Origin of the sequence: Microcystis sp. BLCC-F209, assembly GCF_041928595.1 — a bacterium.
Taxonomy (GTDB): domain Bacteria; phylum Cyanobacteriota; class Cyanobacteriia; order Cyanobacteriales; family Microcystaceae; genus Microcystis.
The window spans coordinates 1-11,944 of record NZ_JBHFLL010000059.1 but is presented as its reverse complement, the minus strand read 5'-3'; the positions used below and the strand labels follow the sequence as shown (position 1 = coordinate 11,944).

13 protein-coding genes are annotated in these 11,944 nt (G+C 43.7%); 5 read left to right on the top strand and 8 right to left on the bottom strand.

The genetic code is table 11. From position 1 onward, the window contains the following. Positions 1 to 369 precede the first annotated feature (369 nt). The 5 genes from ACE1AQ_RS03870 to lysA form a co-directional block, all read right to left on the bottom strand. Positions 370 to 1,485 carry a hypothetical protein gene (locus ACE1AQ_RS03870; protein ID WP_110546020.1) on the bottom strand — a complete coding sequence of 372 codons (1,116 nt, stop codon included), beginning with the start codon at positions 1,483 to 1,485 and terminating at the stop codon, positions 370 to 372. Between the two features lie 131 nt (positions 1,486 to 1,616). Further along, a complete protein-coding gene (locus tag ACE1AQ_RS03865) occupies positions 1,617 to 1,931 on the bottom strand; it encodes a DUF1825 family protein (protein ID WP_002738222.1) in 315 nt (104 codons plus the stop codon). A 240-nt stretch (positions 1,932 to 2,171) separates the two neighbouring features. Further along, complete coding sequence (uppS, locus tag ACE1AQ_RS03860; RefSeq protein ID WP_110546021.1) at positions 2,172 to 2,921, bottom strand: polyprenyl diphosphate synthase; 750 nt, start codon at positions 2,919 to 2,921, stop codon at positions 2,172 to 2,174. Continuing rightward, entirely contained in the window at positions 2,918 to 3,838 is a 921-nt protein-coding gene (gene cdaA / locus ACE1AQ_RS03855) for a diadenylate cyclase CdaA (protein ID WP_008205845.1), read from the bottom strand. Before cdaA ends, uppS begins: the two co-directional genes overlap by 4 nt. A gap of 21 nt (positions 3,839 to 3,859) precedes the next feature. After that, entirely contained in the window at positions 3,860 to 5,263 is a 1,404-nt protein-coding gene (gene lysA / locus ACE1AQ_RS03850; RefSeq protein ID WP_008205842.1) for a diaminopimelate decarboxylase, read from the bottom strand. An 824-nt stretch (positions 5,264 to 6,087) separates the two neighbouring features. Here lysA and ACE1AQ_RS03845 point away from each other — a divergent pair. Further along, on the top strand, positions 6,088 to 6,546 hold the full coding sequence (locus tag ACE1AQ_RS03845) for a hypothetical protein (protein ID WP_172969760.1): 459 nt from the start codon (positions 6,088 to 6,090) through the stop codon (positions 6,544 to 6,546). A 420-nt stretch (positions 6,547 to 6,966) separates the two neighbouring features. Further along, on the top strand, positions 6,967 to 7,692 hold the full coding sequence (locus tag ACE1AQ_RS03840) for a GUN4 domain-containing protein (protein WP_110546022.1): 726 nt from the start codon (positions 6,967 to 6,969) through the stop codon (positions 7,690 to 7,692). Between the two features lie 36 nt (positions 7,693 to 7,728). Here ACE1AQ_RS03840 and ACE1AQ_RS03835 read toward each other — a convergent pair whose 3' ends face one another. The 3 genes from ACE1AQ_RS03835 to ACE1AQ_RS03825 form a co-directional block, all read right to left on the bottom strand. Next, the gene (locus ACE1AQ_RS03835) at positions 7,729 to 8,652 is read right to left on the bottom strand and encodes a TIGR01777 family oxidoreductase (protein WP_110546023.1); all 924 of its coding nucleotides are present in this window, start codon (positions 8,650 to 8,652) and stop codon (positions 7,729 to 7,731) included. Positions 8,653 to 8,807: 155 nt separating this feature from the next. Further along, positions 8,808 to 9,167 carry a photosystem II reaction center protein Psb28 gene (gene psb28 / locus ACE1AQ_RS03830; RefSeq protein WP_002780430.1) on the bottom strand — a complete coding sequence of 120 codons (360 nt, stop codon included), beginning with the start codon at positions 9,165 to 9,167 and terminating at the stop codon, positions 8,808 to 8,810. 105 nt (positions 9,168 to 9,272) lie between these two features. Beyond that, on the bottom strand, positions 9,273 to 9,386 hold the full coding sequence (locus tag ACE1AQ_RS03825; protein WP_002731506.1) for a PetM family cytochrome b6-f complex subunit 7: 114 nt from the start codon (positions 9,384 to 9,386) through the stop codon (positions 9,273 to 9,275). 294 nt (positions 9,387 to 9,680) lie between these two features. On the opposite strand from ACE1AQ_RS03825, the gene ACE1AQ_RS03820 reads away from it, so the two are divergent. From ACE1AQ_RS03820 to ACE1AQ_RS03810, 3 genes are all read left to right on the top strand, one after another. Next, the gene (locus ACE1AQ_RS03820) at positions 9,681 to 10,202 is read left to right on the top strand and encodes a DUF192 domain-containing protein (protein WP_008205833.1); all 522 of its coding nucleotides are present in this window, start codon (positions 9,681 to 9,683) and stop codon (positions 10,200 to 10,202) included. Between the two features lie 362 nt (positions 10,203 to 10,564). Then, positions 10,565 to 10,759 carry a DUF2949 domain-containing protein gene (locus tag ACE1AQ_RS03815; protein ID WP_008205831.1) on the top strand — a complete coding sequence of 65 codons (195 nt, stop codon included), beginning with the start codon at positions 10,565 to 10,567 and terminating at the stop codon, positions 10,757 to 10,759. 176 nt (positions 10,760 to 10,935) lie between these two features. Then, the gene (locus tag ACE1AQ_RS03810; RefSeq protein WP_374807892.1) at positions 10,936 to 11,808 is read left to right on the top strand and encodes a flagellar assembly protein H; all 873 of its coding nucleotides are present in this window, start codon (positions 10,936 to 10,938) and stop codon (positions 11,806 to 11,808) included. The last annotated feature ends 136 nt before the right edge of the window (positions 11,809 to 11,944 follow it).

The window sequence follows — 11,944 nt, the reverse complement described above, 5'->3', positions numbered from 1 at the left end:
GGAACTTTTTCTATATACATGGCTATCATTTTAGCAAATGGAGAGAATTCTTGTCCATTAAGAAATGTTACAAATTACATGGGTACATTAAGAAAAGTTAAGGGGGTGCATCCATTGATGGATAAGGGTTTTCGGCTATTGTAGTATATATGTATGGGGGGAAGTTCAGTTATTAATAAATCAATCAAAAAATTTATGTCTCGACTATTATATTTACAAAAACGAAATAAGCCATTTTCAAATTGATTCCACAATCGGTAAATTCACCTCAAAGCTGAGTCAATTTTTCTAGATTCAAATCTTACTCTAAGTTTCATTTTTAAAGTATCTAAACTTGTGTTAATAAACCTTGGAAAGTGAAAAGATACATTAATAGGTTCTGCCTAGGTATTTATTGACACTGGCTTCAATTTGATAAATAGATGAAAGGACGCTACCTTGATGGTTATTGACTAGATCGTATTTGACTTCTTGTAAATAATTAAAAATGGCATCCCGCAGAATCGGTTGTTCAATGTTTACCCGGTGTTGATAGTCCCATAAATCCCAAACTATCAAACCAATTCCCACGATTGGATCGATTAATTCTGCCCCAAAACTACTCGCTACTGCTCCACCGGTTTTGGTGGCAATTTTCGCCCCCGTTTTTCCCGCTAGGGACAAATAAACTGTGCTGCCCACTTTCATCACTGGGACCAGAGATTTAACTCCTAAAGCAGTGGCACCACCGACTAAAAGTTTGATTGATGTGTTAGAAATATTGCCCTCGGTATCTTGAATTGTTACAGCTATATCACTAAGATAACGGTCCCATTTGCCTTGGGGAATTTGATAACTGGCCTGAATATTCGCTAATTCATTGCTTAAATTATTGACATATAAACTAACAGTATCCCTAGTAATTCTCTCTAGACGCAATTGGGCCTCTTGGGGACGGATTACCCGTTTGGTAAACTCGGTTTGAATAGTTTTGGTCAAATTTTCTGCCACCACCTGTTCTGCGGGTGGATTATCTGTATTGACCCAGTGAGCGATCGAGGAGTATAATCCGCTTAAAAAGGCCTTGCCCTCAAATTGTTTTTGATTGAAATAGTTAAAATACCAAGGCAGAAAACTCTGATCTACTCGTGTCATCAACTCCTGCACCCATGCCTCAATTTGTCCTAGGGCAAAGGTTTGAGAATTTGCTCTCGCTGTCTGTAAAGCTTGGCTAATCTCCCGATCGATTTGACCGTTCGATTTTTCGGGTATAGTGATCGGAATCTCTAGGTTAGTTTCGGTAGCAACCCTAGTTTTTAACGGTTCATTGCCAGCAGTTCCTAGCCAAATTTTCCCTAAAAGAGGCACGATAACCACTAGAACAACTATAGCCCAAATTAACGGGGTTATCGCCTTAATCAGTTGACTGATTGCCTGAATGCGGTTAGTTTTTTCACTATACTGAGGTGGCTCAATATTTTCTTCTGAATCTGGCCTGGAGTTCATCAGCTAACCTAGTTAAAATTATTAGATCATCGTTCTCGAAAACCCGCAGAAACCCCAATTTTCCGAGCAGTAAACAGCGAGAGAGTATTATCGGGCAGAAGACAGCCAATACCCGATAAATATCGGCAATTTTAGCGAATTTCTGCCTTCATCCGCTCAAGGGTTTGCTGCATTTGGTCGAACATCATTTGCGGAGTCATACCAAATTGACCTAATTGGGTTTTTAGCTGTTCTACGGTCATTTGGGCGGAGAAATCCTCAGATAACTCGAAACGCTTCATAAATATCTTGTAGCGTTCCATTAACTCCTCCATCCTATCGATAAAGATGATTTTACCCTCTCGATCGAATTTCCCGTACTCGCTGCCCAGTTGTGTGAGAGACTGGTAATCTTCAAATAGCTGTCTAGCTTCCTGTTGAACCACTTCTGAGTCAAAGAATCCCATAATCTTAAAACTGCTTATCGTCGATAGTTATTCTCCCCCCTATTTTATTTTAGTCGGGGAAAAAGTCTAGCTCTGGCCGATTTACGGATTACCGTATTGGGGAAATCGACAAGATCACAAACGGCCTTCTCGTCGCGGTTTGACCGTTGCCCCAGGGAGTTTAAGATTAAAAGTGAAAAATCAAGAATTGTCCTTTAACTGCTCCACAGTGGCTATTTCGCTCAATTTAGGCCGCAGCCCTTATAATTTGCCAAAACGACGATGACGACCCTGATAATCTTTTAAAGCGCGGTGAAATTGCACTCGATCGAAATCCGGCCAGAGAGTGTCGGTAACGTAGATTTCCGCGTAGGCCATTTGCCAGAGTAAAAAATTACTAATTCGCATTTCCCCACTACTGCGAATTAACAGGTCTGGGTTAGGAATCCCGGCAGTATAAAGATACTGTTCAAAGAGAGATTCATCGATCGCTTCCGGGGAGACTAAACCCTGTTGCACCTGACGAGCGATCGCCCGACAAGCTTGTACGATTTCCTCTCGGCCACCATAGTTAGTCGCCACCGTAAATTGAATACCGGAATTTTTGCTAGTTTCTGCTTGAGATTTAGCAATTTCCCGTCTTAAAGACTCTGGCAAGACTGATAAATTACCAATAAAGCGAATTTTAACATTTTCCTGCATCATTTCCTCCAATTCCTGCCGTAAAACCCGCTCGAATAGAGTCATTAAAAACTCTACTTCCTCCAGGGGACGACCCCAATTTTCCGTAGAAAAAGCATAAGCGGTCAAAGCGGGAATACCCCAGTCACGACAACAGCGCAGCAAGTCTTTGAGCGCATCTACTCCCCGTTGATGGCCCATAATCCGCGGCAAACCACGATTTTTCGCCCAACGACCGTTCCCATCCATAATCACTGCGACGTGCTGAGGCAAACGGTTTTTATCTAAATCCGTAGGTAATTCTGGTGATAAGCTCGGTTTAACAGTCATTTTCTATCTTTGGGGGTTGCGCTGGGCGAACGGGAGAATTTTTCTAAGATTAGACGACCTTTTAAGCCAATTGTACGCCCTAAACGTCCCCAACTCGGTGCGACCACTTCCCCCTCTCCCGACGGAGAAAACTTCGCTTCGAGCAGCTCTTTTAGTTTACTACTGGTTAAAGGCCGGTCCAGATTACCCCCCGACGCGAGGGAAATCGAGCCAGTTTCCTCAGAAACCACAATACAGATACAATTATCTAGCCTTTCGGTAATGCCCATAGCCGCCCGATGACGGGTGCCTAATTGCCTTGAGGTACTGCGCTCCGATAGGGGTAGAATAACACCGGCGGCCACCACTCGATCGCCTCGAATAAATACGGCCCCATCGTGTAGTAAAGTTTTAGTTTGAAAAATAGTTTGAATTAATTCCTTCGATACCTGGCCATTGAGTGCCACCCCCGGATTGACAAACACCCTGGTGTCGAGATTGCCACTGGTTTCTAATACCATCAGCGCGCCGGTGCGATTTTGAGATAGGTCCTTCACTGCGTCCACTAACTCATCAATGACATTATCGGTCTTGGGAGTGGGGGAACTTTTTTTAAATAATTCCCACACTTGACCTTTGCCCAATAATTCTAAAAAACGGCGGAATTCCGACTGAAAAATCACAGCGATGGCCACGGCTGACCCTAAAATCAATTTTTCTAGGACTAACCCCAGCAAGCGCAATCCTAGGGCATCGCTAATCACCGAGGCCAGCATTAAGTAGATTAGTCCTCGCACCATCCAAAAAGTACGCCGCTCGCCGATAATTAGCAGCAGCATATAGGTAAGGAGGAGAACTAACCCAAAGTCTAGCAATGACAGACCATGGCTGAGAATCCAGGACAATAACCGGCGAGGGTCCAGAAAAAAACCCGACATGGGGGACGATGGCGATGAGGTTTATATCAAGGAGAGTCGATTGGGTAAGCGGTCTTGACGCAGCAGATCCGCCAGGTTTTCCCGTTCAAGGATGAGATTGGCTTCTCCGTTTTGGACAATTACCGCCGCCGGACGGGGTAAGCGGTTGTAATTAGAAGCCATACTGTAGTTATAGGCCCCCGTGGCTAAAACCACTAAAATATCCCCTGGGTTGGTTTTCGGTAGCGTAATATCCTTAATTAGAATATCGCCAGATTCGCAGTGTTTTCCAGCTATTGTCACCACTTCCTGACATTCTTGACTCATTTTATTGGCGACCACGGCCCGGTAAACCGATTGATAGGTAATCGGTCGGGGATTATCAGACATTCCGCCATCGACGGCGATATAGGTGCGGATTTCGGGGATTTCTTTGCGATTACCCACTGTATAGGCCGTTACGCAAGCGGTGGCAATCAGAGAGCGTCCCGGTTCGGCAATGAGCAGCGGATAAGCGATACCTCTTTCCTGACAAGCTTTAGCCACTGCTAAGGACACTGCTTGCACCCATTCCTCGATACTTGGGGGGTCATCACTTTCGAGGTAGCGAATCCCTAAACCACCACCGACGTTTAATTGCTCTAGGGGTAATCCCCGTTCTAAACCTAATTTAAACCAATCTGCCAACACAGCGGCTAAGTCTTGGTGGGGTTGACGTTCAAAAATCTGGGAACCGATGTGAGCGTGTAAACCCAGACAATTCAGCACCGGATGAGCTAAAACATAGTCAAATACCGCTTCGATTTGATGAGGGTCAAAACCAAATTTACTGTCTAAGTGACCCGTGCGAATATATTCGTGGGTGTGGCACTCGATGCCGGGGGTTAACCGCAATAGGATCGGAATAGGGGTATCAGGACGATTTTCGCCTAATTTAACCAGATTTTCTAACTCTAGCCAGTTATCAACGATAATAATGCAGTTATGCTTGATCGCATATTCTAACTCGGCGATCGATTTGTTATTACCATGAAAGTATATCGGCACATCGGTTTTATTGATCTGGTCTAAAGCGGTTAACACCGTGTGAATTTCTCCGGCCGAGACCACATCAAAACCTAATCCCTCCCTAGCGACCACGGCCGATAGGGCCAGGCAATTCCACGCTTTCGAGGCATAAATTACCCTAGATTCTCCGGGATAATGAGTCTGGAAACCTTGCAGGTATTGACGACAGGCAGTGCGGAGGGTGACTTCATCGACAATATACAAGGGTGAACCGAAACGTTCCACTAGGGTGGTCACATCACAACCACCGATTTCTAGACAATCGCGGTTATTAACCTTGGCTGTCAGGGGGAACAGGGTTTGATTCGGGGATAGACAATCTTGATAGGCTAAATATTTTTGTCCGGAATTGCTGATTTTAGGTTCAGTTGATAGCATGATCGGTGTTTTTTGTCAAGAAATCGATAAATTTTGTTACAATCTCCGCGCATCCCCGATTCAGTTAAGGGAATTTTGACCGACGGTGATCTAGATAACCAAAATAGTTCTCTCTTTCAGTGTACGATCAACCACCCGCTAAAAATCCCTTTTTTGTCATGGAACAACTTTGACTTGAGTTCTCAATGCGCTCAGGGTGAGAGCATCTCAAACGCTATTGACAATTGGCCATTTTTGCGATCCGCTTGCTGTGTGGGCATTTCAAGTGATACCAGTCAATCAGAATAGTTACGAAATCGACCAAAAGGGTCGATTTTTGCTTAACAATTGAGATGGCAAATTCTACTCAAATATGCCTGAATCGTGGGTAAGCAACCCACATAAAGTTCATTTTGTCAAGGATTGTTAAGGTGCGCTTACCCCGTCAATGCGCCACGATATTATGGCATATCAAATAACTGTAATTTTGTCGAATAGAAAAAACTATCATGATGCGTTCAGTCTTTCTTAACATTCTCTTGAGCGCTGGCTCGCTTATGATTGCTCTCCTCGAGCCTGCTTACGCGGCCAAAACCACCATCGGCCCATTTCGAGATTTCCAACAAACTTTCTCCCCAACTGAAGTGATTAACGGCGGGTTTGGATCAACACAAACCAATACCTTTGTTTATTTTTCAACGACTTATCCCTATGCTCCTACTAATCTGTCATGTAATCCCTACAATCCCTCACCGCCAGGCCTCTTCTGCGGTCGGCTCTATGTTCCTGACTTAGTTGAAATTGGTCCGGGCCTCGACCCTTGGCCACCCAATCTGGATTTGCGAGTGGCTGGCGCGTCCTATCTGACCTACGAGACGGGAGATCTGGAATTTACCTTTACCACAATCTACGGCAGAGATGCCAGCACCGCTGCCGATCCGAGTTTGGCGATCGCTGGTTTCGAGGTCGGAAACGTACTGATTAATTTTGTCTCCGAGAAAGTCATTGGCAAATCAGGAACTGTCTATTCGGCAACGACTCGCCAGGTCTTGAGCCTTGATCAACTGAGATTACTACCAGGACTTGATCTTTCTCCTTTCCAAGGATCGGGATCGTCTCTCGTGTATCTGTTTGAAACTATCGTTCCCTTTGCTGAGGTGACAGCCGTACCAGAAAGCAGCAGTCCGCTCGCTTTGGGATTGCTATCCTTGGGATTTGTCACTGTTAGTGCCGTCTCTCGCCATTACCCTCGACAGCGCCAACCATCGAGCCGACAGCAATCTTGCTCGCTGTCGGCCCGATGAGTGCAATTAATTCGTAGATAGCCAGAGTGCGAGCGTCTCGCTTGCACTCATCTTGCCAGCACTAAGTCTTTGATTTCCCACTTTCCGCACTTCTTAACATTCAATTGATAATTTTTACTAATATATTGCTGACCACCCCTTGCCAGTAAGGATTATAGCTACAATGAGGGATTTTGATCAAGGTGAAGAATTGTAAATTTTTTTCTCAGAAAAAATCAATTATTGAAAATGTTCTCAATAGTAGTTTCTACAATCAAGGTTTTTCGTCAAAACATCTTGGGGAATGTAAAAATATATAAAAGTATATGAAGAGGTGCGGAATGTCGGCCGCTAAAAATCCCTTTTTTGTCGGGAAAAAATCGAGCAGCGACCCCGAAATAGTGGTAATAGTATTGAAGGAGTGGTCTTAAAAGTGATGATATGACTGACCAGAATGGCGTGTTAGTAGAAGAACAGAGCGAGGATATTACCCGTAAGATGAGTCAATTAGCCACCGAGTCGCCGAAAAATCAATTACAGATCCTGACACAATTAGCCGGGGACGGAGAAGGTGGCCTAACTGTATTGAGAGATTTTTTATTAGCCCAGCGGCCGACTCCTGTTAATCTGGTGACAGGTAAGGCTTATCAATTGCTCTATCAAGATAATAGCGCTCAGAGCAAGGAATTTTTAGCTAATTATTTCCCCACGGGTGTTGTTCCCCTCGATAGTGCCAAGGGTATTGATTATCGACTTTTACAGGAATTATTGGCTAAACAGGATTTTCAAACTGCCGATAGTCTCACCCGTCAAAAACTCTGTGAATTAGCAGGAGAAGGAGCAATACAGAGAAAATGGGTCTATTTTACGGAAGTAGAAGCTTTCCCCGGTGTGGATATTCAGACTATTGATCATCTTTGGTTGGTTCATTCGGAAGGGAAATTCGGTTGGTCGGTGCAGCGCAAATTATGGCTCGGTGTGGGTCAAGATTTCCCGAAACTCTGGCCGAAAATTGGCTGGAAAAATGGCAATAATTGGACAAAATACCCCCAAGAATTTACCTGGGATTTAAGCGCTCCCGTGGGCCATTTACCCCTGTTAAATCAACTGCGCGGGGTGAGAGTGGCTGCCTCTTTATTCTCCCATCCCGTCTGGAGTGAAAAATAGATTGAGAACACCAGGTCCGGCTATTGTATCAGATTTCTACATTTTCGGGACGATTTCTTGTAAGGCCGCTTCTAGATTAGGATAACGATAGTCAAAACCGAGCGCTTGAGTGGCTTTTGGCAGCACTTCTTGACCTTCTAGGACGATTTTTGCTCCTTCTCCCAAGAGAATTTCGAGGGCAAAATCTGGCACTGGCAACCAAGAAGGACGATTCATTACTTCCCCTAAAATCTGACAGAATTCTTTCATCCGGACGGGATTGGGTGCAGTAGCGTTGAAAGTGCCGCTAATTTCCTGGCGATCGAGACAATAGATGATTAAATTAATTAAATCATCCCGATGAATCCAAGAAAACCACTGACGACCGCTGCCAATCGGTCCGCCGGCAAAAAGTTTGAAGGGTGGGATCATTTTCCCTAAAGCACCCCCATTGCCTAAAACAATACCCGTGCGAAGAATGACTAAACGAGTGCCGTAATCTTTAACTTTTTGGGCGGCTGTTTCCCACTTTTTACAGACATCTGCCAGAAAATCGCCACCGGGAGGGCTGTTTTCGTCAAAACTAGCGGTTTCACTGGTTCCATAGTAACCGATCGCCGAGGAGTTAATTAAAACTTTCGGTTTCTGGGCGGCATTGGCGATCGCCTCGACAATTTTCTCGGTGCCGATTTGCCGACTAGCGACGATTGCCTGTTTCACTTCACCGCTCCAGCGTTCCGAAATCGGTTCTCCCGCTAGATTAATCACCGCGTCACATCCGGAAATCTCTTTTTGCCAATCCCCCGATTCTGTGGCGATATAGGGGATAATCTCTATCTTAGGATAGATTGACTTTGGGTAAATTCTCTGGGTTTTATCGGGATTGCGCGTTAAAATTAGGATGTCATCGCTGCGATCATAAAGTTTGACCACCAATCGACTACCCACAAATCCCGTCGCCCCAGTAATCGCTATTTTCATGGTTTCTTGACTAAATTTATCCTTATTTTAGCTGGTTTTTGGCTATTCGTATTCAGGAGTCAGGAGTCAGGAGTCAGGAGTCAGGAGATTATTTTATTTATTCTTACCACTCCCCAATTCATAATTCATAATTTATAATTCCCACTCCTGTCTCCTCACTTATCCTGATACCCCATACCGTTGGCTGCCGCATAACGATTCATAAAGCGCATAAAACGCTCCCAGTGTTCATCGGTGATTTCAAAACCACATTCTACCCGTTGAATTTCATCCCCTTCATCTCCTCCAAAAATAAATTTAGTCGAGTTGGGGATAACTGTAATCACTCCTTCCTCATCGGTGAGACGGAGATCGCCGTAGGTGCGGGTGGTGAAACTTTGGAAACGTTCGATCGCTTTCAGGGTTTTAAAAGTCATCAGGACATTGCGAATCCCGGTATTTTTATTTTGGCGGAGACTAACACCGCTTAATTCTTCTGATAAACCGACAAAAAACTCGATCGTGGGAGTGGTCATAGGTGTGGGTATAAAATTTTAGTTATTGATTTTCTCTTAATTACTTTGGACGGGAGAAAAGTAGTTCATGACTACTAATAAAGTAACCATGAACTGAAAAACAAGCTATTCCGCTTCTCCACCTTGGATTTTGAGGAGGAGAAAACCCCAAGCTAATCCGACGAGGACGAGAACGATCGCCACGATCGGCCCATTAAATAACATACTTTCTGCGGTCATGGTGATTGCTCCTGAGCCTACAATAATCGATAAATCGTATTTTAACCTACGAAGGCGATCGACTGCTGCCGCACTAGGGCAAAATTGAGGGGGAAAATCGGCAGACAACTTTGAGAATTTTCTTAGTATATATGTTCTAGCCCAGCTGCCCCTCTCCTCAAGGAAGGATGCTCACCCCTAGGCTGGATATTTTTAATAATATCTTTATCTTTGCTGTCATCACTTTATGTTAGTGTCTTATCTGCTTAATTCTCCCCCTATCCTGGGAAAATTAAGTATTGATAACTATTGGTGATGACTGGTAAAAAATCATTTATGCTCAAGATCAAGTTAATATTATTCTTAGGTTTGTTGCTGCTGAGTTGTCAATCGACTAATCTCAATGGTAATAATAGCTCAATGGCTCAGATTACAACTGAGAATCAAGGGCAAATATTACCGATCACGGCCAAAGCAGATATTAATGGTCAGATGATTGAGTTAGAAGTAGCTCAAACCCCCGAACAACAGGCTAAGGGTTTAATGTATCGCTCGTCTTTGGAGAAAAATCGCGGTATGCTATTTCCCTTTGGACAACCTCTGATGGCACGGTTTTGGATGAAAAATGTCTCGATTCCTCTAGACATGATTTTTCTAAAAGATGGTATAGTAAAAGCAGTTTTGCTCAATGTCCCTCCTTGTGGGGTGGATCCTTGTCCTGTCTATGGGCCAAACACCATGGTTAATCAAGTGATCGAACTAGCTGGGGGCCGAGCCAAAGAATTAGGAGTGAAAGAAGGAGATAAAATTAAGATTGAGTCTATCTCAAGACCTTAATTTTTCAAAATGGTGTTAACTTTCCTATAGAAAGTGTCCCTTGTCCGGAAATATAAGTATGGCTTTTATAAGCTATTACGCATTGATACTGTTTAAAATCTAACCATATCGATTAAGATTTTTATAGTCGGTCAAGTGATAGATTGAATAATCTTCACTCTTGGTATAGATTGAACAGAGACAAAATTCTGCTCGCTCTAACGGGACTATCTTGAGAGAGCCAGCGATTTTTAGGAAAGCACTCTCTATCATCGAGATAGCTTAGATACAGAAAAAACAGTCGCGAGACTAACTGTCCTTGAAACCGATCGGTGGTGTTTTGTTAAAATTACGAGATGTACTATTGAGGAAAAAATCCCCCTATGTCCACGATTGCCTATTCCCAATTCCGACGATTTCTACAAGAGGAATTGTCCCTTACCCAAGAATCGATCGCTATGGCCGAGCGCTCGATCCAATCTGATAAAATTCATTTACCGATGATTCTCTGGCAGTACGGTTTAGTGACCTTGGAACAATTAGACAAAATTTATGATTTTCTCGAAGAGGTAGTATAATCTTGCAATTGCTCACTATTGACAAGGAGAATAATTGCCATGGCTGCTCATAGTTTCTGGCACAGTTTGAAAATTCCCATCCTAAAAACTACCAATCATCACCTGAGAAGTGGGTTTAAATAACCCACTTTTTTAATAACTATACAATTGAGAATTATCGATTAACTGCTCACTCCATGAAACCCCATGACCAATTTGCCAAAAATTACCTTGAACAATTACTTTCTCCCCTGGGAATCGTCGAAATCAGCAAAGAAGTCAGCGACGAAACCCGACAGATAGATGTATTTTTTTCCCCCAATCCCGAACCCAACCCCGATTATCTGGGATTATTAGGCAGAATTGTCCTTAATACTGTCTTAATTGAACCCTATCGCAATCCTCCCAACCGGAGCGAGATTCGTAATTGTTTAGCGAAACTTTTGACGATTTTGGCCGAACTGCAAAGACAAGCTAAACGGGAAAATCAGAGTTACAATGAAGACAATGCTCCTCGTTTATGGATTTTATCCCCTGCCGCTAGTCTGACTCTGTTAGAGAGTATTGGGGCAAAAATAGACCCAGATTGGCCAGAAGGAGTGTATTTTCTTCCCGCGCTTTATCGCACGGCAATTATCGCTATTAATCAATTGCCTGTGACGGCTGAGACTCTCTGGTTAAGATTATTAGGAAGGGGAAAAACTCAAAACCAAGCGGTGCGAGAATTGTTAGAATTACCTCAAGGTAATGCTTTCCGGGAAAATGTGCTGGAATTATTAATTAGTTGGCGGGTTAGTATGGAAATAAATAACATCCTAGAAACTGAAGATAGAGAGGTGTTTATGACTTTATCTCAAACCTATCAGGAATGGAAGGAAGCAACTAAACAGGAGGGACTCGAACAGGGACTCGAACAAGGACTAGAGCGAGGACTAGAGCGAGGAAAACTAGAGGCTAAACTGGAATCTATTCCCCGTTTGCTGGCCTTGGGTTTAAGTGTGGAACAAATCGCTCAAGCTTTGGATTTAGACTTAGAACAAGTCCGACAAGCTATTGAAGAAACTCCATGAAACCCCATGACCAATTTGCCAAAAATTACCTTGAACAATTACTTTCTCCCCTGGGAATCGTCGAAATCAGCCAAGAAGTCAGCGACGAACCCCGACAGATAGAGGTATTTTTTTCCCCCAATCCCGACCCCAACCC

Coding starts and splice junctions, on each gene's coding strand:
- psb28 (WP_002780430.1), bottom strand. CDS start 9,167: ATGACCACTCCCACGATCGAGTTTTTTGTCGGTTTATCAGAAGAATTA.
- ACE1AQ_RS03825 (WP_002731506.1), bottom strand. CDS start 9,386: ATGACCGCAGAAAGTATGTTATTTAATGGGCCGATCGTGGCGATCGTT.
- ACE1AQ_RS03840 (WP_110546022.1), top strand. CDS start 6,967: ATGACTGACCAGAATGGCGTGTTAGTAGAAGAACAGAGCGAGGATATT.
- ACE1AQ_RS03835 (WP_110546023.1), bottom strand. CDS start 8,652: ATGAAAATAGCGATTACTGGGGCGACGGGATTTGTGGGTAGTCGATTG.
- lysA (WP_008205842.1), bottom strand. CDS start 5,263: ATGCTATCAACTGAACCTAAAATCAGCAATTCCGGACAAAAATATTTA.
- ACE1AQ_RS03865 (WP_002738222.1), bottom strand. CDS start 1,931: ATGGGATTCTTTGACTCAGAAGTGGTTCAACAGGAAGCTAGACAGCTA.
- uppS (WP_110546021.1), bottom strand. CDS start 2,921: ATGACTGTTAAACCGAGCTTATCACCAGAATTACCTACGGATTTAGAT.
- ACE1AQ_RS03815 (WP_008205831.1), top strand. CDS start 10,565: ATGTCCACGATTGCCTATTCCCAATTCCGACGATTTCTACAAGAGGAA.
- cdaA (WP_008205845.1), bottom strand. CDS start 3,838: ATGTCGGGTTTTTTTCTGGACCCTCGCCGGTTATTGTCCTGGATTCTC.
- ACE1AQ_RS03870 (WP_110546020.1), bottom strand. CDS start 1,485: ATGAACTCCAGGCCAGATTCAGAAGAAAATATTGAGCCACCTCAGTAT.
- ACE1AQ_RS03820 (WP_008205833.1), top strand. CDS start 9,681: ATGACTGGTAAAAAATCATTTATGCTCAAGATCAAGTTAATATTATTC.
- ACE1AQ_RS03810 (WP_374807892.1), top strand. CDS start 10,936: ATGAAACCCCATGACCAATTTGCCAAAAATTACCTTGAACAATTACTT.